Source organism: Janthinobacterium sp. HH106 (assembly GCF_001758725.1).
Taxonomy (GTDB): Bacteria; Pseudomonadota; Gammaproteobacteria; order Burkholderiales; family Burkholderiaceae_D; genus Janthinobacterium.
In genome coordinates this window covers 18,292-39,258 of record NZ_LRIC01000015.1, presented here as the reverse complement: position 1 = coordinate 39,258, position 20,967 = coordinate 18,292, and the positions used below count along the sequence as shown (strand labels likewise).

Below are 20,967 nucleotides of genomic sequence, written 5' to 3'. Positions count from 1 at the left end.
CATTTTCCTACCTGACATGATCAACAAACACGACATTACCGGCCTGATCCTGGCCGGCGGCCTGGGCACGCGCATGGGCCAGCGCGACAAGGGCATGCTGCACCTGCATGGCCAGCCCCTGGCGCGCCACGTGCTGCAGCGCCTGGCGCCGCAAGTGGGCCAGCTGGCCGTCAGCGTCCACGCCGATGCCGGCGATTACGCGCGCTTCGGCGTGCCCGTGTGGCCGGACGCGCTGCCGGGCCAGCTGGGTCCGCTGGCAGGTTTACACAGCGGCATGCGGCACGCCGGCACGCCCTACCTGCTCACCGTGCCGTGCGATTCGCCCCTGCTGCCGCCCGGCCTGGCCGCGCGCCTGGCCGCCGGCCTGGTCGAGAACGATGCCGACCTGGCCATCGCCGTCACCGAGGAAACCGATCCGGCGACGGGATCGGCCGTGCGCCGGCCGCACCCCGTCTTCTGTCTCGTCAAGACTGCCGCCCTGCCCCAGCTCGATGCCTACCTGCGCGGCGGCGAACGCCGCATGCGCACCTGGCACGGCCCCTTGAAGCTGGCCGAAGTGCTGTTCGAGGATGGCGCCGCGTTTGGCAACATCAATACGCCGGACCAGCTGGCCGCCTTGCAGGCGCGGGGCTTGAGCGTGCCGATGGCGCAAGCCATCCTGGCCGACACCGTCGCGCCCGTGGCCGGGATCGAGGAATTGCCGCTGCCGCAGGCGTTCGAGCGCATGCTGGCGGCCGACATCATCTCGCCCATCAGCGTGCCCGCGCACGACAATTCCGCCATGGATGGCTATGCGCTGCACGGTGCCGACCTGGGCGGCGACACGCCAGTAACTTTGGCCGTGGTCGACACCATCCTGGCGGGCCGTCCCGGCACGGTCAAAGTGGGGCGCGGCCAATGCGCGCGCATCATGACGGGCGCCGTCATGCCCGACGGCTGCGACAGCGTGGTGCCGCAGGAACTGGTGCTGCAAGTCAATGAAACCAGCATCACGCTGGCGCCGGACTGCATCCGCCCCGGCGACAACCGCCGTTTCAAGGGCGAGGACTTGATGCAGGGCCAGCCGGCCTTGCTGCAAGGCAAGATACTCGGGCCGGCCGAACTGGGCTTGCTGGCCTCGCTGGGCATCGCCACCGTCCCCGTGCGCCGCCGCCTGCGCGTGGCCTTCTTTTCCACGGGCGACGAATTGCGCTCGATCGGCGAGCCGCTGGCCGCGGGCTGCATCTACGACAGCAACCGCTACACCCTGCTGGGCATGCTGACCCGCCTCGGCTGCGAGGTGCTCGACATGGGCATCGTCAAGGACAATCCGCAGGCGCTGGAAGCGGCCCTGCGCGGCGCCTGCGCCAAGGCCGACGTCATCATCACCTCGGGCGGCGTCTCCAGCGGCGCGGCCGATTTTACGCGCGACATCCTGGCCCGCCTCGGCGACGTGGCCTTCTGGCAGATCAACATGCGCCCGGGCCGCCCCATGGCCTTTGGCCGGATTGCCAGCGAGGGCGACACGGCCTTGCTGCTGGGCCTGCCCGGCAACCCTGTGGCCGTGATGGCGGCGTTTTATTTCCTCGCCCGCCCCACCCTGCTGCGCCTGATGGGCGCCGACGCGGACACGGCCAGCCTGCCCCTGCTGCAGGTGGCGGCGCAGGCACCGATCCGCAAGAAACGGGGCCGCACGGAATACCAGCGCGGCATCGTCGAGCGCGGTGCGGACGGGCGCCAGCACGTGCGCGTGACGGGCGCGCAAGGCTCGGGCATCCTGCGCTCGATGACGCAAGCCAATTGCATGATCGTGCTGCATGAGGCGCAAGGCCACGTGGCGGCCGGCGACCTCGTCGATATTGTGCTGTTCCATGGCCTGATGTAAGCAACTGCCCCTCCCCCTCTCCTTGACGGCCCGCCCTGCGCGGGCCGTTTGCATTTCCCCTTCGCAATCAATTTCCTCCTGCGCGGCACACCTGCGCCTGCCGAGATAAAAATATTAATCATTTCTCGTTAAAATAAATCAATAAACACAACACTAATTGTAATAATTTTATTTATTAGTTGATATTTAAGTTTCTTCGGTGATAACATTCGAACTCACGCAAAAGTTCAATTTTGATATTGTTTTCACGAGGAAACTAACAATGAAACACGGCCCATGGTTGGCGAGTACCTGCATGCTGGGTGCGGCAGTCCTATTCGGCATGTTGTCTCTGGCTCCCCTGCCCGCGTATGCGAAAGGCGTGGCCCGCGCCGACGTACTGGACAACTGCAACTGGAACCGTCCCGGCGTCGACCCGTTCATGGGTGACGTGGTGGCGGCCGTGGACCGCTATACGGATATCGCGCCGCCAGTGCGCGAACAATTGAAGGCGCGCATGCGCGCGCGCCAGTACGATGAGATCGTGGTGATCAGCCGCGACGCCATCCGCGGCAAGGGCAATTACAACGCGCGCATCAGCGACATGCATTTCGGCCCCGGCCGCGTCTGCCGCAACGTCACGCGTGCGGGCTGGAACGAGCAGATGCAGGAACGGGGACTCGTGTATTGCGTGCAGGGCCAGTGCATCCTGGTGCCGACGATTTGCCGCAACGTCAGCCGCATCACGCAGGCGCCCGCGTCGGCGCCGCCAGCCGCCGGCGCAGCTCCCGGTGGTGCCGCTCCCGGCGGTGCAGCACCCGTTGCCGCCGCGCCCGCCGCCCCGGAAACGGCAGGCGTGCCCCTGATCGACAATCCCGACGCCTTGCGCGGCGGCTCGTTCACGGGCGGCGCCATGCCGCCCGAGGTGGCCAGCATTCCTTTCCTGCCCTTCGATTACGTGCGTACCGCCGGCGGCATCACGCCGCCTGCCGGCATGGGCGGCGGCGGTGGTGGTGGTGGCGGAAGCGTACCGCCGGACCGGGGCAGCAGCATCATCGTGCCGCCCACCGTGATCATCCCTAGCTTGCCACCGACGGTGCCGACCGTCTTGCCGGCCGTGCCGGAACCGCAAACCTGGGGCATGCTGCTGGCGGGACTGGCGCTGACGGCCTTCGCCGCCAGAAAACGCCGGGCCGGCAAGCATGCCGCCTGATGCGTAGCCAGCCGGGTGCGGACTTGTTACTATGATGCATTCCAGACAAGGACCGCCATGCCCGATATCGATAGCCGCTTAACACGTCTCATTGCGCTGCGCGCGGAAGGCCGGCATGCGCAAGCGCTGCCGCTGCTGCAACTGCTGTTCGCCGACGCCGGACGAGTCGTGAATCCGGCAAGGTCGAGCTATTTCATCCCCATGCGGGAGTGGAAGTTTTTGGCCGAGGCCTACGCGCCGGCGTACACCGCGCTGCAGGTGGAGCGTGACGCGCAAATACGGCTGCTGCTGTCAGGCGAGCACGTTTTCGGACGCCACGACAGTAGCGTGCCGCCGGCAAGCAACGCGTTCGGGCGCGCATCGCGTTTTTCTCTTATCGTCGAAATGAACGAGACGCTGGGCGATGTCCGCTCCACCGCCGACCTGTTCGCCCGGCTGGACGTCAGCGCCCCGGAACTGGCGCGCCGGCACGCCTGGCAAGCGCTGCCGGCCGTCGTCGAAGTGGGCAATTTTGCGCTGGCGGAGCGCTACCGCTGCCCCGCACCGCTGGCACACCTCGAGACTGTCAATACTCTGGCCGCCAGCCAGCCCCTGCTTCCTGCGCCGGGCACGGCACCGCGCCTGGCGGCGGAGTTAATGAATCTGGTGAAAGACGTGCGGATCGCCACTGCCGTACTGCGCGGCCAGGGACAGGCCGCCGAGGCCGACGCGCTGTGCGCCGCCTTGCTGGCCGGCCTGGCGAATGACGCCATGCGCACGCTGGCGCAGCGCGAGCTCGATGCGCCCGGCAGCATCACCGCTGCCATCGTCAAGCGCCAGATGGATGAGGAACAACAGGCCTAGCCGGCCGCCGCGGCGAACAGGGCGGCGCTATTCGCCGTCCGCCTTACCCAGCAGCAAGGCAGCCGCCTCGCCCGGCAAGGCTTCCACGGATTTCAATTTGCGCGCCATCTGGCGGCTGCGCACTTCCGCGCTTTCGATATTCTTCGCCGCCTTTTCCAGGGTCAGCCGGGTTTGCGACAGCACGTCGCCGAACTTGCCGAATTCCGTCTTCACGGCGCCCAGCACTTGCCACACTTCGGACGAGCGCTTTTCCAGCGCCAGGGTGCGGAAACCCATCTGCAGACTGTTGAGCAAAGCCGTCAGGGTCGATGGCCCGGCAATGCTGACCCGGTGCACGCGCTGCAATTCGTCGGCCAGGCCCGGGCGGCGCAGCACTTCCGCATACAGTCCCTCGGTAGGCAGGAAGAGGATGGCGAAATCCGTCGTCAGCGGCGGCGCCAGGTATTTCTCGGCGATGGTTTTCGCTTCGCCCCGCACGGCCCGCTCCAGTTCGCGGCCGGCCAGGACCACGGCGTCCGCATCGGCCCGCTCGGCCGCCTCGACCAGGCGCTCATACTGTTCCTTGGGAAATTTCGCGTCGATGGGCATCCACACGGGCGGCCCGCCGTCGACCATGCCCGGCAACTTCAGGGCGAATTCCACGCGCGCGCCGCTGCCCGGCAACGTTTCCACGTTCTTCGCGTACTGGTCGACAGTGAGTACCTGCTCCAGCAGCATTTCCAGCTGCACTTCGCCCCAGGTGCCGCGCGTCTTGACGTTGGTGAGCACCCGCTTCAAATCGCCCACGCCCAGCGCCAGCTGCTGCATCTCGCCGAGCCCCTGGTGGACTTTTTCCAGCCGCTCCGACACTTGCTGGAACGAGGCGGAAAGGCGCGTTTCCAGCGTGGCGTGCAGTTTCTCGTCGACCGTCTTGCGCATCTCTTCCAGCCGCGCGCCATTGTCGGCCTGCAAGTCGCGGATCTTGTTCTCCAGGGTGGCGCGCACTTCCAGCATGCGCTGCGCATTCGATTCCGTCAGCTGGGCCAGGGTCTGATTGGTGCTCTCGGCGAAGCGCGCCAGGCTTTGCGCCTGCTCTTCGCGCCCGACTTTCCCCTGCGCCTGCATCTGAGTGCGCAAGCTGTCGAGCTGCTGCAGGGTCGCCGCCTGGAATTGCGCCAGGCCGGCGGCCAGGTCTTGCCGCGTGGCTTGCGCCGATGCCTGCAGCTGCAGCCGCACTTCGCGCTCGACCCGGTCGATGCGTTCCAGGCTTTGCTGCTGGTGCTGCTGCACCAGCGCCAGGGTGGTGGCGCCATCGCCGGCCGCGCCACGGGGGCGCAGCAGCAACAAGAGCAACAGGACGATGGCGGCGATGGCGGCGCCCAGCAGGCTGTAGAACTCGATTGGGCTCATGGGATCAGTCAGCTTTGTTGCGCATCCAGTCGGCCGTCTGATAGAACGATTCCATCAGGCGCACGCGCAAGGATTCTTCGATGCCCGTGTCTTCCATGGCCCAGGCCATGGCGCGCAGCCACTGGTCGCGCTCACTGGTGCCGATGGCATACGGCAAGTGACGGGCGCGCAGGCGCGGGTGGCCGAATTTCTCGATATACAAATCCGGTCCGCCCATCCAGCCCGTGAGGAAGAAATACAGCTTGTCGCGCGAGCCGTCCGTCGAGGGCGGATGCATGACGCGGATGCCGGCGAACTCGGGTTCGAGTTCCATCAAGTCATAAAAACGGTCGACCATTTCACGCAGCACGGGGGCGCCGCCGATGGTCTCGTACAGGGTGGGGGCAGTGGTATCAGTCATGGCCGCCATGATAGCGCAAGCATCGGCGCTCCATGCAGCGCCAGCGCTCCCTGCCACAATAAATGGCAATATGCTTGACTACTCAAGCTTTTATCAACTACTATGCAATTTTAAAACAGGGACAAGACGAATATGCCAACCGCCACCGACACTGATTTGCTGCGCAATACCAACTTCCGCTGGCTGCTGGGCGGCGGACTCATCTCCATGCTGGGCGACCAGTTCAGCATGCTGGCCCTGCCCTGGCTGGTGCTGAGCCTGACGGGCGATAGCCTCAGCCTCGGCATCGCCGTGGCCCTGATGGGCGCGCCGCGCGCCGTGCTCATCTTGCTGGGCGGCACCATCGCCGACCGTTATTCGCCCCGGCGCGTGCTGCTGCTGAGCAAATATGCGAACGCCGCCATCCTGCTGGCACTGGCGGGACTGCTGGTGCTGGACCTGGCCAGCCTGGCGCTCGCGTATGCGGCCGCGCTGGCGCTCGGCGTCGCGTCCGCCTTCGGCATTCCGGCCGGCACGGCCATCCTGCCGCAAGCCGTGCCTGCACCTACGTTGCAGAAAGCCAATGGCTTGCAGATGGGTGTGCGCCAGTTGTCCTTGCTGGCCGGTCCGTTACTGGCGGCGCTCGTGCTGGGTGCCCACGGTAACGGGCAGCACACCTCCATGGCGGCGCTGGCCGCCGCCTTTGCCATCGATGCGCTGACGTTTGTGTTTTCCGCGTGGACCTTGCGCCAAGTCAAGCTGCGGCCCCTGGCTGCGGCTGCGGCGCCGCAAGGCATGTGGCGCGACATGGCGGCGGGCCTGGCCATGGTGTGGCGCGACTTGCCCCTGCGCAGCTGTTATGCCTACTGGGCCGTGGTGGCATTCTTCGTCATGGGTCCGCTGCAAGTCGCCTTGCCCGTGCTGGCCAACGAGCGCCTGCACGGCGCCGCGGCGCTGGGCATGCTGATGGGCGCGCACGGCGCCGGCACCCTGGCCGGCATGCTGGCGTCCAGCCTGGGCGGCGCCTGGCTGCGCCGCCATTTCGGCGCCACCCTGCTGGCCGCCGACGCCGTCGTGGCTTGCCTGTTGATGGCGCTGGGACAAATCGGCGCGGCCTGGCACGGCGCGGCCCTGCTGGCCGTCACGGGAGTGCTGGGCGGCTATGTGCAGGTGGCCATCTTTACGTGGATACAGCGGCGCGTGGCGCCCGCCATGCTGGGCCGGGCGATGGCTGTGTTCATGGGCATCTTCCTGGGACTGGCGCCCCTGTCGGCGGCGGCCACGGGTGCGCTGCTGCGCCACGTGAGCGTGGGCGAGCTGTTCTGCGCCGGCGGCGCTCTGCTGCTGGCCGCCGCCATCGCCGCCGCCCTGTTCACGGATATTGCCCACATCGCAAGCACCGATTACGTCACCCAAGCTTAAGGAAATCACAACATGGATAAAACACAGCAAGCAGCCTTGAAAGCAGCTTACCGGCAACAAGCGCCCGCGCTGGGCATCATCGCGCTGCGCCACCTGCCCAGCGGATGCACCCTGCTCGAACGCAGCCGCAACGCGCCCGGCGCGCTGAACCGCCACCGCTTCGAACTGAACCTGGGCAAGCACCGCAACGCCCGCCTGCAGGCGGACTGGCGGCGCGACGGTGCGGCGGCTTTCCGCTTCGACATCATCGACACCGTCGATCAATCCGCCGATCCCGCCTTCGATGCGGATGCCGAACTGGACGCCCTGCTGGCGCTGCACCAGGCGCAGCTGCTGGAACAGGGACAGGCACGCTATTGAGCGGCCATGCTTTACACTTGCGCACTCACGCACTGCGCAGCAAATGAAAAGGATGTCATGACCGAACACACTCTCCCGATGCCGGACGGCGGCGGCGCGCTGGACTTTTGCCTGCGCCTGGCGCGCGCCCAGGCGCTCATCGTGCGCCGCTTCGACAGCATCCTGGGCAATCTGCACGGCCTGAGCTTCAGCGATTACCAATTGCTGTACCACTTGCAGCGGGCGCCCGGCGGACGCCTGCGCCGCATCGACCTGGCCGAGCGCCTGGCGCTGACGGCATCCGGCATCACGCGCTCGCTGATGCCGCTGGAAAAAATCGGCTTGGTGGCGCGCCAGGCCGATGCACGCGATGCGCGCGTCGGCTACGCCGCCATTACCGAGGCGGGACTGGCATTGCTGGCGCACGCGAATACGACGGCGCAGGCGCTGGGACAGGAATTGCTGGGCAATGCCAGCGCGGACCAGCTGGCGCCCCTGTCCATGCTGCTGGGCACGATCGCCGGCAACCAGCCCGCCAACGGCTGACGCGCGCTACACTAGCGCCAGCTTGCGCAGGCGCCGCGTCGAGGGCCAGCGCGCCATGCCCGTCTCGTCGCGGATGGCGGCGCAGGCGGCCAGCACTCTTGCGCACTCGTCCTCGCGCAAGCCCGCATTCAGGGTCAGGCGCACCAGCGAACGGTTCTTCGGCGTGGCCGGCGCGCAAAAGACGGCGCCGTAGATGCCGTGCCGTTCCAGCGCCTTGCGCAGGATCAAGGTATCGGGTTCGCTGCCCGCTTCCAGCGCGATGATCTGCTCGGTGCCGTCGCTGACGTTGTAGCCGAGATCCGTCAACCCCTGGCGCAGCTGCACGCTGTGGCGGTGCAGCGCGGCGCGGCGGCCATCGGCGGCGCGGATGAAGTCGAGCGCCGCATCGAACCACGCCAGCTCGTGTTCGAGCAGGCAGGAACTGAAGATGGCGGGCCGCGAGGCGGACAAAAAATAGCCCTTGAAACGGGCCGAACAGGTAATCAGCCCCGCCCGGCCCGCGAACGCCTTGGCCAGCGACGCCGTGCGGAAATGCACGCGCTCGGCCAGGCCCAGCTCCGCCACCAGCCCCGCGCCCTGCGGGCCGTGCGTGCCCAGCGAGTGCGACTCGTCGACGATCAGCATGCTGCCGCTGCGTTCGGCAATTTCCACCATGTCCAGCAGCGGCGCCACGCTGCCGTTGGTGCTGTACAGAGCATCGACGATGATGATGCCGGGGCCATGCTTGTCGAGCTGGCGCTGCAGGTGGGCGCCATCGTTGTGCAGGAAGGCGACGGGCACGGCTTGCGCCGATTGCACGCCTTCCCACAACGACGCATGCGCCTGCATGTCCAGGTACACGGGGATGCCGGGTCCGGCCAGGCTTTGCAGCAAGCCCACGTTGGCGGCCCAGCCCGACTGCGCCAGCACGCACGCCTCGCTGCCGAGAAAATCCGCCAGCTTGTGTTCCAGCCGGTGCTGGCGGCTGCCTTCCTGCAGGAACACGGACGACATCAGCATGGCGCCGCCGCCCTGCAAGACGCGCGCCTGGGCCGCCAGCAGCGCCGCCTCGCCGGCGATGTTCAGGTAATCATTGCCTGCCAGCATGATTGCACTGGCCGGCACGGCTTGCCATTCATGCAAGTGCTCGCCGCCGAGCAGCTTCTCGATGCGCTCGACATAGTGCTCATCCATGCGCGCGCGCACGAAGGCGGGCATCCTTTGCTCGGCATGGATGGCGCGGGACGGCAGAGGGGAAATAGCGTTTATCATAGGAACTCCTGATTGGTTGCGGTGGGAACTACCGCATCCAACATGCGCGAGTCATCCGGCAAGCGTTTGATACAGCTCAACAGTTGTGCCGATATTGTGCTGATACAGAGGGAACCCGCCGATCATGTTGCATTGACACGCCTCAACGAACACGCCCCTCTGATCATGATGCATGCGCAGTCCCCTTCCGGAAAACGGTGGCAAGGCAAGCTGCTCCAGCCTTTCCTGCATTTCCACGACGCCATCGAACACACGCCGGTGCGGCGCGCTCAGGTGCGCACCCTGGCGCTCATCGGTGCGCTGGGCATGCCCATGTACTACGCGCTGTGGCATTATTTCTTTCCGCAAGAATACGAATCGCCGCTGCTGCGCACCATCTCCGCCCTGCTGTTCCTGCCCGCGCTGTGGCCCGGCCGCTTCAGCAATACCTGGTTCAGCGTCTACCTGTTCCTGGGGCTGACCTTCGAACTGCCGTTTTTCTTTACATATATGTTCCTGATGAACCACGCCTCGAGCATGTGGGCGCATTCGCTGCTGGTGGCGCTGGTCGTGCTGTTTCACTTCGATACGCGCATCGCCGTGCTGGCCTACCTGAGCGGCACCCTGCTGGCTTGCCTGGCGTTTGCCGTGGCCGGCGATCCCGCCTTCCTGCTCAGCCGCGACGTCTTGCAGCAATTGCCCGTGCACTGGTTCACGATTGCCGTGCTGTCCGTCGTCAAGGTGGGCCGCAACGTGGGCGCGCAGGAGAAACTGGCCGGGCTGGCGGCCGGCCTGGGCAGCGTGGCGCACGAATTGCGCACGCCTCTCGTCAGCGTCGAGGCAAACGTGCGCGGGCTGCAGCGCGGGCTGCGGCAAAACCTGCAAGGGCAGCCGCCGGACGAGGCCAGCCGGGAAGCGCTGGCGCGCATCCAGTTCGAAGTGCGCCATATGCACCACATGATCGATCTGTTCCTGCTCAGCGCCAGCGCCGTCAACCGCAAGCTCGAAGCGAACGAGGCGGTGGCCATGCAGGACAGCGTGACGGCCGTGCTGCGCCGCTACCCATTTACCAGCACGGCCCAGCGCGACATCGTCAAGGTCGACGTGCGCGCCGATTTCACGTTTCCCGGCCAGTCCGAGCTGTGCGTGGTGATCCTGCTGAATCTGCTGCGCAATGCCTTGAAAAGCATCCACCGCGCAGGCAAGGGAAGAGTACGCATCATCATCGATGGCGCCCATCCCGTGCCGCGCCTGCTGTTCATCGATACGGGCTGCGGCATCGCGGCCAGCCGCTTGCCGCTGATCTTCGACCGCTTCTATTCTTATCCCTCGCATAACGGCAGCGGCATCGGCCTGGCCCTGTGCCGGCAAATCATGCAAGCCTGGCAGGCGCGCATTCGCTGCGTCGCGCGCGAAGGTGCCTACGCCATCTTCGTGCTGGAATTTCCCCAGCCCCTGCCCGTGCCCACGCACAACCGTTTTCCATCCATCCACCGCGCGAGGTGACGCATGCAACTGCCCGTCTACACCCATCCAACCCTGACCGTATTGATCGACGACAGCGATTCCTTCCTGAAAAGCCTGGCGTTCCAGCTCGATCCCAGCCTGGCGCGCAAGACTTTCCACGACACGAGCAGCGCGCTGCACTGGCTGCGCCAGAGTACGCAGCCGGGCGAGACGCCGCTGCACGTCAATTTCGACACGCAAAACCTGCCGCCCGACCAGTGCAACGTGGCGCTCGACATCGAACGCATCTGGCGCATCAGCGGCCAGGCGCAGCGCTTTGCCGTGCCGTCCGTGCTGGTGGTCGATTATTCGATGCCGCAGATGAATGGCCTGGAATTCTGCCAGGCCGTGCGCGACTTGCCGTGCAAGAAGATTCTATTTACGGGCGCGGCCGATGAAAAGGTGGCCGTGACGGCCTTCAACCGGGGCTTGATCGACCGCTACATCAAGAAGAGCGACGACGATGCGCTCGACATTCTGGAACAGGAAATCGTTGCCCTGCAGCGCGAATTCTTCCTGCAGCAATCGGAAACCGTGCGCGATCTGCTGATGCTGCACGACTACAGTTTCCTGCAAGATGAGGCGCTGGCCGCCGTCGTGCACGAGCTGTGCCAGCGCCACGGCTTCGTCGAGTTTTATATTTTCCCCAATCCCAGCGGCATCCTGTTCTTCACGCGCGACGGCCACGCCAAGCTGATGATCATCGAGACGGAACGCAGCCTGCACACGCAGTATGAAATGGCGCGCGACAGCGACGCGCCCGATTCATTGCTGCAGGCCCTGCTGGAAATGCGCGTGATTCCCTACTTTTCCGACGCCAACAGCGACGGCATGTACGCGGCGCAGATAGGCGAGAACTGGTTTCGCTACTGCGCCGCGCCCACCATCTGCCTGGGCGGCGTGACGTATTTCTGGGCCCTGTTCGACGTGCCGGCGCACCAGCTGGGGCAGCCGGTGATGTCCTACGCGCAATTTCTGCGCGCAGGCGCGGGCGACGGCGTCATTGTTTAGCCTTCCCTTAAGGTCTGCAGCGGCGGATGTTTCAAGACATTGCGCAAACCCAGCCAGCCGCCGGCGATCGCGCACAGGGCGCCGGCCAGCAGGCCAAAGGCCCACACGCCCGGCGCGAAGCTCCAGGCGAACTTGAACTGGTACGTCGCCAGCGCCCAGCCCATGGCCGCCGCGCCCGATGCGGCCAGCAGGCCGGCCAGCGCGCCGACGAGGGAAAACTCGATCAGCTGCGCCTGCGCCAGCTGGCGCCGCGTGGCGCCCAGGGCGCGCAGCAGGCCCGCTTCGCGCGTGCGCTCGTCCTGCGAGCCCATCAGGGCCGCATACAGCACCAGCAAGCCCGAGGACAAAGTGAAGGCAAACAGGAATTCGACGGCCGTCACCACCTGGTCCAGCACGCCCTGGATTTGTTTCAGCACGCCGCCCACGTCGACCACCGTCAAATTCGGATAGTCGCGCAGCAGGGCGTTGCCCAGGTCCGCCTGCGCCGGCGGCAGGTGGAAGGCCGTGATCCACGTCTGCGGCGTGTCCGCCATGGCGGCCGGATTGATGATGACAAAGAAATTGACGCGCATCGAGCCCCATTCCAGCTTGCGCAAGCTGGTAATGGCCGCTTCGACGCTCTGACCGGCAATGTCGAAGCGCAACTTGTCGCCCAGCTTCAGCTTCAATGTCTTGGCGATGCCCTCTTCCACCGACGCCTCCGCCGGCGCGCCGGGCTTGTCGCTGAACCACTTGCCGGCCACGAGCTTGTTTTCTTCCTGCATCGTGGCCATCGTCGACAGATTGAATTCGCGGTCGGCCAGGCCCTTGGCGCGGTCATCCTCGTACGTGCTTTCCGTGATGGCGTTGCCGTTCACGGCCACCAGGCGCCCGCGTATCATCGGATACAAAGGCGCATTAGCCACGCCCGCCTGCGCCAGGCGCGCGGCGATCGGGTCTTTCTGCTCGGGCAGGATATTGATCATGAAGCGGTTCGGCGCATCGGGCGGCGTGGCGTTGCGCCAGGCCACCATCAAGTCGCCGCGCACCACGGTCAGCAGCAGCAAGGCCATCAGGCCCAGGGCCAGCGACACCACCTGAATGACGGTGGCGCCCGGGCGGCGCTGCAATGACGTGACGGCAAAGCGCCAGCCCTGATGCCTGAAGGCGCCGCGCAGGCTTTTCAGCGACTTGATGCCCAGCCAGCCGGCCAGGCCGAACAGCGCGAAGCCGCCGAGGAAGCCGGCCGCCGTCAGCAAGGCCAGTTTCACGTCGCCCGCCTGCCACAACAGCAGCACGACGAAGGCGGCGATGCCGAGGCCGTAGGTGGCCAGGGCCAGCGCCTGCGGCGGCTCCTGCTCGCGGCGGATCACGCGGTTGTGCGGGACATTGCGCAACTGCAAAATCGGCGGCAGGGCAAAGCCCAGCAACAGCAGCATGCCGGTGGCCACGCCCTGCAGCGCGGGCAGCAGGGAGACGGGCGGCAAGTCGCTCTGCACGAGCTTGCCCAGCAACTCCAGCAGCACCAGGTGGCCGCCGAAGCCCACCAGCACGCCGATCACGCTGCCCACCAGGCCCACCAATAAAAATTCGATCACGTACATGGCCGTGACCTGGTTTTGCGTCAAGCCCAGGCAGCGCAGCATGGCGCAGGCGTCGAGGTGCCGCAGCATGAAGCGGCGCGCCGCCATGGCCACGGCGACGGCCGCCAGCATGGCCGACAGCAGGCCGACGAGCGACAGAAAACGGTCGGCGCGGTCCAGGGTCGATTGCATCTGCGGGCTGCCCGATTCCAGCGATTCGATGCGCACGCCTTTGATGGACTGCGCCTTGATCTGGCTTTCCAGCGAGGTTTGATATTGCGCAAGCTCGGCCGCCTTGGCGGGCGGCGCCGACAGCAGCAGCCTGTACGACACGCGCGAGCCGTTCTGCACCAGCGCCGTGGCGGCCAGGTCGCTCAAGGGCAGCATCACGCGGGGAGCGAAGTTGAGGAACGATGCGCCGCGGTCCGGTTCGCTGGCGATCAATTGCGTGACGGTAAAGGCCTTGTCGCCCAGGGTCAGGGTGTCGCCCAGCTTCGCGTTCAGACTGGACAGGATAGCCGCATCGACCCACACGGTGCCGGGCGCAGGCACCTGATCCGTGGGCCGCCCGACGGCATCCTGTGCTTCGCTCGGTTTGGTCGTGATTTTCAGCTTGCCCCGCTGCGGGTAGCCGGGCGAGACGGCCTTGATGGACGCCAGTTGCGACAGCGATCGCTCGCCCTCGCCCGCCTGCGCCATGCTGGGAAACGTCACCGTGTCGGCCAGGATAAAACCGCGCTTCTGCGCTTCGGCGCGCCAGGCCGCATTGACGGGCTGGTCGGCGCTGATGACGAGGTCGGCCCCCAGCAGCTGGTGCGCGTCGCGGTTCAGGCCCGCGCGCAGGCGGTCGACGAAGAAGCCGACGGCCGACAAGGCCGCCACGGCGACGATCAGCGCGACGAGCAGGAAACGCAGTTGCCCGGCGCGCCAGTCGCGGCCGGTCATTTTCAGGGAGAGGCGGAACATGGGCGGCGGGTCTTTATGCGAGTTGGTTGTGATGCGTTATTGCGCGATGCCGTGAGCGGCCGCGTGCTGCGCGAAATACGCATCGACGGTGGCAAGAAACGCGTCTTTTTGCGCCTGCGGCAGGAAGGCGGCGATGAAACCGTTGCGCGCCAAGCGTTGCGCGTGGGACAGGCCCAGCGGCAAGGCATCGAAGATGGCGTCGAAATTGTCATTCATGTAGCCGCCGAAATACGCGGGATCGTCCGAGTTCACCGTCACCAGCAGACCGGCGTCGAGCAGTTGCACCAGGTTATGGTCATGCATCTGGTCGAACACGCGCAGCTTGGTGTTCGACAGGGGGCAGACGGTGAGCGCGATCTGTTCGCGCGCCAGGCGGGCCGTCAGTTCCGCGTCTTCCAGGCAGCGCACGCCATGGTCGATGCGTTCGACTTTCAAGTCGTCAAGCGCGGTGCGGATATAGGCCGGCGGGCCTTCTTCGCCCGCGTGGGCCACCAGGTGCAGGCCCAGCTCGCGGCAACGGGCAAACACGCGCGAGAATTTCTCGGGCGGATTGCCCACTTCCGACGAGTCGAGGCCGATGCCGATGAACTTGTCGCGGTGCGGCAGCGCGTCTTCCAGGGTCTCGAACGCCTCTGCCTCGCTCAGGTGGCGCAGGAAGCACAGGATCAGGGCCGCGCTGACGGGGCTATCCTGGCAGGCGCGGTGGATGCCGTTGATCACGTCGGCCATCGGCACGCCGCGCGCCGTGTGCGTCTGCGGGTCGAAGAAGATTTCCGTGTGCAAGACGTTATCGGCTTCGGCGCGGCGCAGGTAGGCTTGCGTCATATCATAGAAATCCTGCTCTTTCAAGAGCACGCTTGCGCCAGCGTAATAAATGTCGAGAAAAGACTGTAAATCCGTAAAAGCATAGGCGCTGCGCAAGTGTTCCACAGATTCATAGCCCAGCGGCACGCCATTGCGCTCGGCCAGTGCGAAAATCAGTTCTGGCTCCAGCGAGCCTTCGATATGGATATGCAATTCGGCTTTCGGCATGCCGCGGATGATCGCGCGCAATTGGGGGTTCATCATGGGTGTTCCTTATAGGGTGACGATAAAAATGCTGGCACGCGCGCGCGGCGCGCAGGGCCATCAGACATGCAGGCATCTTAGCGCAAGATGGCCGGCCTCACCGGCGCCCGGCCGCCGTGGCGCCGGCAACGGCAGCGCCACGGCATGCACCGGCACGCGCTGGCGAATTGTCGTATGATGATTTAAAAGGGACAAAAAGGTTCATTGAAATCGATGGAAAATTTGATGATTTATCCAATTAAATCAACAATTTACAAACAAGTATTAAGGATATGCTGACATATCTTTTGACTTCCTGATCCTTTAGAGCAATAATAAATTTCATGGGGTAATGGTAGGTGCAACAAGCGCTATCAACAGTGAAAAAAAGCCGGCTGGCCACGTCAGCGCACGGCATCAAGCGCCAGTTTTTTGGTCCGGGCAATCCGGACTCGCAAAGACAGCCGGGCTTGAAACAACAATAAAAATCGGTACGAGGTACAGGAAAAGTTCAGACGGCAAGCCCAGGCGAGTGCCAGGCGGGCGGCCATGGTGACTGGCAGTTCAGGTTTACATTAAAGGACATTGACATGACCATTTTTGATAACTATGCAGCACGCTACGAGCGCACCCGCGAAGAGGAAATGTCGCTCACCGAGTACCTGGCCCTGTGCAAGAAGGACAAGCTGACGTATGCCAGCGCGCCCGAACGCATGCTGGCCGCCATCGGCGAGCCGCAGCTGGTCGACACGCGCAACGACACGCGCCTGTCGCGCATCTTCGCCAACAAGGTGATCAAGATCTACCCCGCCTTCCGCGAGTTCTACGGCACCGAGGAAGTCATCGAACAAGTCGTCTCGTATTTCCGCCACGCGGCGCAAGGCCTGGAAGAACGCAAGCAGATCCTGTACTTGCTGGGGCCCGTCGGCGGCGGCAAGTCGTCGATCGCGGAAAAACTCAAGTCGCTGATGGAACACGTGCCCTTCTATTGCCTGAAAGGCTCGCCCGTCAACGAATCGCCGCTGGGCCTGTTCAACGAGGAAGAGGACGGCACCATCCTCGAAGAGGATTACGGCATCCCGCGCCGCTACCTGCGCAACATCCCCAGCCCGTGGGCCGTGAAACGCCTGCATGAATACAATGGCGATATCAACCAGTTCCGCGTCGTCAAGCGCTATCCGTCCGTGCTCAAGCAAATTGCCATCTCGAAAACGGAGCCGGGCGACGAAAACAACCAGGATATTTCCTCGCTGGTGGGCAAGGTCGACATCCGCAAGCTGGAAGACTATGCGCAGGACGACCCCGACGCCTACAGCTATTCGGGCGGCCTGTGCCTGGCCAACCAAGGCTTGATGGAATTCGTGGAAATGTTCAAGGCGCCGATCAAGGTGCTGCATCCGCTGCTGACGGCCACGCAGGAAGGCAACTACAAGGGCACGGAAGGCTTCGGCGCGATACCGTTCGACGGCATCATCCTCGCGCACTCGAACGAGTCGGAATGGAAGACGTTCAAGAACAACCGCAACAACGAGGCATTTCTTGACCGTATCTATATCGTCAAGGTGCCGTACTGCCTGCGCGTGTCCGACGAAATCAAGATCTATGACAAGCTGGTGGCCAATTCCTCGCTGGTGAAAGCCCCGTGCGCGCCCGGCACCCTGCGCATGATGGCGCAGTTCGCCATCCTGTCGCGCCTGAAAGACCCGGAAAACTCGAGCATTTTCTCGAAGATGCTCGTCTACGATGGCGAAAACCTCAAGGATACGGACCCGAAAGCCAAGTCCATGCACGAATATGTCGATTACGCGGGCGTGGACGAGGGCATGAACGGGCTGTCGACGCGCTTTGCCTTCAAGATCCTGTCGAAAGTGTTCAACTTTGACAATTCCGAAGTGGCCGCCAATCCCGTGCACTTATTATATGTACTGGAACAGCAGGTAGAGCGCGAGCAGTTCGCGCCGGAACTCGAGCAGCGCTACTTCTCCTATATTAAAGAGCACCTGGCGCAGCGCTACGTGGAATTCATCGGCAAGGAGATCCAGACGGCTTACCTGGAAAGCTATTCGGAATACGGGCAGAATATTTTCGACCGCTACGTGACGTTCGCCGATTTCTGGATACAGGATCAGGAATACCGCGATCCGGACACGGGCGAAAGTTTTGATCGCGAATCGCTGAACAATGAGCTGGAAAAGATCGAGAAGCCGGCGGGCATTTCCAATCCGAAGGATTTCCGCAACGAAATCGTCAACTTCGGGCTGCGTGCGCGGGCCTCGAACGGCGGCAAGAATCCCGCCTGGACCAGTTATGAAAAGTTCCGCACGGTGATCGAAAAGAAAATGTTTTCGAATACGGAGGAATTGCTGCCCGTGATTTCCTTCAATGCCAAGGCCAGCGCCGACGATGCCAACAAGCACGCCGACTTCGTGGCCCGCATGGTGGAAAAAGGCTATACGGCCAAGCAGGTACGCCTGTTATGCGAATGGTACTTGCGAGTACGCAAGTCATCCTAGCGCGGACAGCGGAGGCGCGCTCCGGCCTGACGACCGGCGGGGCGCGCAAGACGAGAGGCAAGGAGGCACCCTTTGACATACCTTATCGACAGGCGCTTGCAAAGCAAGAATAAATCCGCCGTCAACCGCGAGCGTTTCCTGCGGCGTTACAAGGGCCAGATCAAGGATGCCGTGGGGCGCGCCATCAAGGGGCGCTCGATCACGGACGTCGAGAATGGCGAGAAGGTCAGCATCCCCGTCAAGGACGTGGGCGAACCGTCGTTTGGCCACGCGCATGGCGGCGTATGGGAAGTGGTCAATCCCGGCAACAAGGAATACCTGAAAGGCGACCAGATCGCCCGGCCGAAAGGCGGCGGTGGCGGCGGGCGGGGCAAGGCGGGCAATAGCGACGAGACGACGGAAGACGATTTCATCTTCGAATTGTCGCGCGAAGAATTCATGAATTATTTCTTCGAAGACCTGGAATTGCCGCACATGGTGAAAACCCAGCTGACGGCCACCACGGAATTCAAGAACCAGCGCGCCGGCTACAATATGTCGGGCACGCCATCGAACATCCACGTGCTGCGCTCGCTGCGCGGCGCGCTGGGCCGGCGCATCGCCGTCGGCGGCGGCGCCCGCAAGCAGCTGGCGCAGGCCGAGGAAGACCTGGCGGCCCTGCTGCACGAAGGCGCGCCCGACAGCGACCCGCTCGTCACGGAACTGCGCCGCCTGATCCACCACCTGCACACGCGCCTGCTGGCGATTCCCTTCATCGACCCGTTCGACCTGCGCTACAGCAACCGCATCAAGGTGCCCAAGCCGATGACGCAAGCCGTCATGTTCTGCATCATGGACGTCTCCGGCTCCATGGACGAATCGCGCAAGGACACGGCCAAGCGCTTCTTCATCCTGTTATATCTGTTCCTCAAGCGCGTCTACGACAAGATCGAGGTGGTCTTCATCCGCCACCATACGGCGGCGGCGGAGGTCGACGAGCATGAATTCTTCAATTCGCGCGAGTCCGGCGGCACCGTCGTGTCGTCCGCGCTGCACTTGCTCAACACCATCATCGACGAACGCTATGGCGCCGGGCAATGGAACAGCTATGTCGCGCAGGCGTCCGATGGCGACAATTGGGACAACGATTCCATGCTGTGCCGCCAGTTGCTGATCAATACCATCATGCCCAAAGTGCAGTACTACACCTATGTCGAGATCACCGACGGCCCGCAGCAAAACCTGTGGGAGCAGTATGCGGGCGTGCTCGACCATCACGCCCATTTCGCCATGCAAAAGATCGTCACGCCGGCCGATATCTACCCGGTCTTCCGCGAACTGTTCAAGAAACAGGTGAAATGATGAGTGCAGCCTTTGACCGCGCCAGCAATACTCCGGGCGAACCGTTCGTGCGCCTGCGCCACCCGAACGCCCTGCCCGAGCAGTCGGAATGGACGTTCGAGCTGATCGAGCAAATCCACGAGGAAATCCGCCGCGTGGCGAAACAGTTTGGCCTCGACACCTATCCGAACCAGCTGGAAATCATTACGGCCGAACAGATGATGGATGCCTACACCTCGGTCGGCATGCCCGTCTCCTACAACCATTGGTCGTTCGGCAAGCATTTTCTTTCCACCGAGAAAAGCTACAAGCGGGGCCAGATGGGCCTGGCCTACGAGATCGTCATCAACTCGAACCCGTGCATCGCCTATTTAATGGAGGAAAACAGCCTGACCATGCAGTCGCTGGTGATCGCGCATGCGGCCTACGGCCATAACTCCTTCTTCAAGGGCAATTACCTGTTCCGCGCATGGACGGATGCGGATGCCATCATCGACTATATGGTGTTTGCCAAGAATTACATCGCCGAGTGCGAGCAGCGCCATGGCGTCGATGCCGTGGAATTGCTGCTCGACTCGTGCCACGCCATCCAGAACTATGGCGTGGACCGCTACAAGCGCCCGGCGAAACTGTCGATGGCGAAGGAATATGCGCGCCAGAAAGAGCGCGAAGCCTATGTGCAGTCGCAGATCAACCAGCTGTGGCGCACCCTGCCCCGGCGCGACGAGGACGACGACGAGGACGACCAGCGCAAGGCCGCTCCCCGCTTTCCGCCCGAACCCGAGGAAAACCTGCTGTACTTTATCGAGAAGTACGCGCCGCTGCTGGAACCGTGGCAGCGCGAGATGGTGCGCATCGTGCGCAAGATTTCCCAGTATTTCTATCCGCAGCGGCAAACCCAGGTCATGAACGAAGGCTGGGCCACCTTCTGGCATTACACGATATTGAACCAGCTCTACGACGAAGGCGTGGTGGGCGACGGCTTCATGATGGAATTTTTGAAAAGCCATACCAACGTGGTCTACCAGCCGCCCATCGACAGCCCGTACTACAGCGGCATCAACCCGTATGCGCTGGGTTTTGCCATGATGAGCGACATCCGCCGCATCTGCGAGCACCCGACGGACGAAGACCGCGCCTGGTTCCCCGACATGGCCGGCAGCGACTGGCGCAAGAGCCTGGACTTTGCCATGCGCAATTTCAAGGATGAAAGCTTCATCGCCCAGTATTTGTCGCCGCGGCTGATCCGCGAATTCCATTTCTTTGCCGTCCTCGACGACGACAAGAATGAAAAGCTGGCCATTTCCGCCATCCACGACGATGCCGGCTACCGCTACGTGCGCCAGCAGCTGGCCGAACAGTACAACCTGGGCAACCGCGAGCCGAACATCCAGGTCTGGTCCGTCAATACGCGCGACGACCGCGCATTGACCTTGCGCCACACGCAGTTCCAGCGCCGCCCGCTGAACCAGCAGGCGGCCGAGGTGCTCAAGCACGTGGCGCGGCTGTGGGGCTTCGATGTCCACCTCGATACGGTCGACCCGCAGGGCGTCGTCCTGGGCACCTTGAATTGCCGGCGGGAAAAACGCAACCGGCGCGACGACCCTGTCGTCCGGCCATGAAATGATTTATTGATAATAATCAATGGCAAGAATATAAGCGTTTCCTATGCCTACATAGGAATTCCGTATGGCCTGGCGGCGTCAAAAGGGCTGCCGGGACCGCCTTTTTTGACCTGGATAAAGTCCCTTCCGCACCCGTTTGGTGCGCGCGTGCCGCTAAGTGGTCTGGTTCCGAGCTAAAACATTTCCAAAAGGAAAGATTTTCCTCCAAATTTA

16 protein-coding genes are annotated in these 20,967 nt (G+C 63.7%); 11 read left to right on the top strand and 5 right to left on the bottom strand.

Annotated elements, in window-relative coordinates; genetic code table 11:
- Positions 1-16: 16 nt before the first annotated feature.
- The 3 genes from glp (at position 17) to JAB8_RS07765 (ending at position 3,899) form a co-directional block, all read left to right on the top strand.
- Positions 17-1,864, top strand: coding sequence for a gephyrin-like molybdotransferase Glp (gene glp, locus JAB8_RS07775; protein WP_070289113.1), 1,848 nt, complete (start codon positions 17-19; stop codon positions 1,862-1,864).
- A 322-nt stretch (positions 1,865-2,186) separates the two neighbouring features.
- The gene (locus JAB8_RS29455; protein ID WP_175445166.1) at positions 2,187-3,056 is read left to right on the top strand and encodes an MHFG family PEP-CTERM protein; all 870 of its coding nucleotides are present in this window, start codon (positions 2,187-2,189) and stop codon (positions 3,054-3,056) included.
- A gap of 57 nt (positions 3,057-3,113) precedes the next feature.
- Complete coding sequence (locus JAB8_RS07765; RefSeq protein WP_070289111.1) at positions 3,114-3,899, top strand: hypothetical protein; 786 nt, start codon at positions 3,114-3,116, stop codon at positions 3,897-3,899.
- A gap of 27 nt (positions 3,900-3,926) precedes the next feature.
- On the opposite strand, the gene rmuC is transcribed toward JAB8_RS07765, so the two are convergent.
- Both rmuC and JAB8_RS07755 read right to left on the bottom strand, forming a co-directional pair.
- Positions 3,927-5,288 (bottom strand): DNA recombination protein RmuC, encoded by a 1,362-nt coding sequence (gene rmuC, locus JAB8_RS07760; RefSeq protein ID WP_070289110.1) that lies wholly within the window; start codon positions 5,286-5,288, stop codon positions 3,927-3,929.
- A gap of 4 nt (positions 5,289-5,292) precedes the next feature.
- Positions 5,293-5,688, bottom strand: coding sequence for a group II truncated hemoglobin (locus JAB8_RS07755; protein ID WP_070289162.1), 396 nt, complete (start codon positions 5,686-5,688; stop codon positions 5,293-5,295).
- Positions 5,689-5,820: 132 nt separating this feature from the next.
- On the opposite strand from JAB8_RS07755, the gene JAB8_RS07750 reads away from it, so the two are divergent.
- Genes JAB8_RS07750 through JAB8_RS07740 form a run of 3 tightly spaced genes read left to right on the top strand, consistent with a single transcriptional unit; the run spans position 5,821 to position 7,974 of the window.
- Positions 5,821-7,089: an MFS transporter gene (locus JAB8_RS07750; protein WP_070289109.1), complete on the top strand. Its 1,269-nt coding sequence runs from the start codon at positions 5,821-5,823 to the stop codon at positions 7,087-7,089.
- A 12-nt stretch (positions 7,090-7,101) separates the two neighbouring features.
- Positions 7,102-7,449, top strand: coding sequence for a GIY-YIG nuclease family protein (locus JAB8_RS07745; protein WP_070224550.1), 348 nt, complete (start codon positions 7,102-7,104; stop codon positions 7,447-7,449).
- A gap of 57 nt (positions 7,450-7,506) precedes the next feature.
- On the top strand, positions 7,507-7,974 hold the full coding sequence (locus JAB8_RS07740; protein WP_205602278.1) for a MarR family winged helix-turn-helix transcriptional regulator: 468 nt from the start codon (positions 7,507-7,509) through the stop codon (positions 7,972-7,974).
- A gap of 6 nt (positions 7,975-7,980) precedes the next feature.
- Here JAB8_RS07740 and cqsA read toward each other — a convergent pair whose 3' ends face one another.
- Positions 7,981-9,225: an alpha-hydroxyketone-type quorum-sensing autoinducer synthase gene (gene cqsA / locus JAB8_RS07735; RefSeq protein ID WP_070289108.1), complete on the bottom strand. Its 1,245-nt coding sequence runs from the start codon at positions 9,223-9,225 to the stop codon at positions 7,981-7,983.
- A gap of 132 nt (positions 9,226-9,357) precedes the next feature.
- On the opposite strand from cqsA, the gene JAB8_RS07730 reads away from it, so the two are divergent.
- Both JAB8_RS07730 and JAB8_RS07725 read left to right on the top strand, forming a co-directional pair.
- Complete coding sequence (locus JAB8_RS07730; protein ID WP_254679471.1) at positions 9,358-10,710, top strand: HAMP domain-containing sensor histidine kinase; 1,353 nt, start codon at positions 9,358-9,360, stop codon at positions 10,708-10,710.
- A 3-nt stretch (positions 10,711-10,713) separates the two neighbouring features.
- The gene (locus tag JAB8_RS07725; RefSeq protein ID WP_070289106.1) at positions 10,714-11,721 is read left to right on the top strand and encodes a response regulator; all 1,008 of its coding nucleotides are present in this window, start codon (positions 10,714-10,716) and stop codon (positions 11,719-11,721) included.
- Here the strand turns inward: JAB8_RS07725 and JAB8_RS07720 are convergent.
- On the bottom strand, positions 11,718-14,249 hold the full coding sequence (locus JAB8_RS07720) for an FtsX-like permease family protein (RefSeq protein ID WP_070289105.1): 2,532 nt from the start codon (positions 14,247-14,249) through the stop codon (positions 11,718-11,720). The genes JAB8_RS07725 and JAB8_RS07720 overlap by 4 nt on opposite strands.
- 36 nt (positions 14,250-14,285) lie before the next feature.
- A complete protein-coding gene (locus JAB8_RS07715) occupies positions 14,286-15,317 on the bottom strand; it encodes an adenosine deaminase (protein ID WP_070289104.1) in 1,032 nt (343 codons plus the stop codon).
- A gap of 569 nt (positions 15,318-15,886) precedes the next feature.
- On the opposite strand from JAB8_RS07715, the gene JAB8_RS07710 reads away from it, so the two are divergent.
- The 3 genes from JAB8_RS07710 to JAB8_RS07700 all read left to right on the top strand — a co-directional run bounded on the left by JAB8_RS07710 (position 15,887) and on the right by JAB8_RS07700 (position 20,751).
- Positions 15,887-17,809 carry a PrkA family serine protein kinase gene (locus JAB8_RS07710; protein WP_034754154.1) on the top strand — a complete coding sequence of 641 codons (1,923 nt, stop codon included), beginning with the start codon at positions 15,887-15,889 and terminating at the stop codon, positions 17,807-17,809.
- Between the two features lie 72 nt (positions 17,810-17,881).
- The gene (locus tag JAB8_RS07705; RefSeq protein WP_070289103.1) at positions 17,882-19,150 is read left to right on the top strand and encodes a YeaH/YhbH family protein; all 1,269 of its coding nucleotides are present in this window, start codon (positions 17,882-17,884) and stop codon (positions 19,148-19,150) included.
- Positions 19,150-20,751: a SpoVR family protein gene (locus JAB8_RS07700; protein WP_070289102.1), complete on the top strand. Its 1,602-nt coding sequence runs from the start codon at positions 19,150-19,152 to the stop codon at positions 20,749-20,751. Before JAB8_RS07705 ends, JAB8_RS07700 begins: the two co-directional genes overlap by 1 nt.
- Positions 20,752-20,967: the final 216 nt, after the last annotated feature.

Coding starts and splice junctions, on each gene's coding strand:
- glp (WP_070289113.1), top strand. CDS start 17: ATGATCAACAAACACGACATTACCGGCCTGATCCTGGCCGGCGGCCTG.
- JAB8_RS29455 (WP_175445166.1), top strand. CDS start 2,187: ATGTTGTCTCTGGCTCCCCTGCCCGCGTATGCGAAAGGCGTGGCCCGC.
- JAB8_RS07710 (WP_034754154.1), top strand. CDS start 15,887: ATGACCATTTTTGATAACTATGCAGCACGCTACGAGCGCACCCGCGAA.
- JAB8_RS07720 (WP_070289105.1), bottom strand. CDS start 14,249: ATGTTCCGCCTCTCCCTGAAAATGACCGGCCGCGACTGGCGCGCCGGG.
- JAB8_RS07700 (WP_070289102.1), top strand. CDS start 19,150: ATGAGTGCAGCCTTTGACCGCGCCAGCAATACTCCGGGCGAACCGTTC.
- JAB8_RS07725 (WP_070289106.1), top strand. CDS start 10,714: ATGCAACTGCCCGTCTACACCCATCCAACCCTGACCGTATTGATCGAC.
- JAB8_RS07715 (WP_070289104.1), bottom strand. CDS start 15,317: ATGATGAACCCCCAATTGCGCGCGATCATCCGCGGCATGCCGAAAGCC.
- JAB8_RS07750 (WP_070289109.1), top strand. CDS start 5,821: ATGCCAACCGCCACCGACACTGATTTGCTGCGCAATACCAACTTCCGC.
- rmuC (WP_070289110.1), bottom strand. CDS start 5,288: ATGAGCCCAATCGAGTTCTACAGCCTGCTGGGCGCCGCCATCGCCGCC.
- JAB8_RS07765 (WP_070289111.1), top strand. CDS start 3,114: ATGCCCGATATCGATAGCCGCTTAACACGTCTCATTGCGCTGCGCGCG.
- JAB8_RS07745 (WP_070224550.1), top strand. CDS start 7,102: ATGGATAAAACACAGCAAGCAGCCTTGAAAGCAGCTTACCGGCAACAA.
- JAB8_RS07740 (WP_205602278.1), top strand. CDS start 7,507: ATGACCGAACACACTCTCCCGATGCCGGACGGCGGCGGCGCGCTGGAC.
- JAB8_RS07755 (WP_070289162.1), bottom strand. CDS start 5,688: ATGACTGATACCACTGCCCCCACCCTGTACGAGACCATCGGCGGCGCC.
- cqsA (WP_070289108.1), bottom strand. CDS start 9,225: ATGATAAACGCTATTTCCCCTCTGCCGTCCCGCGCCATCCATGCCGAG.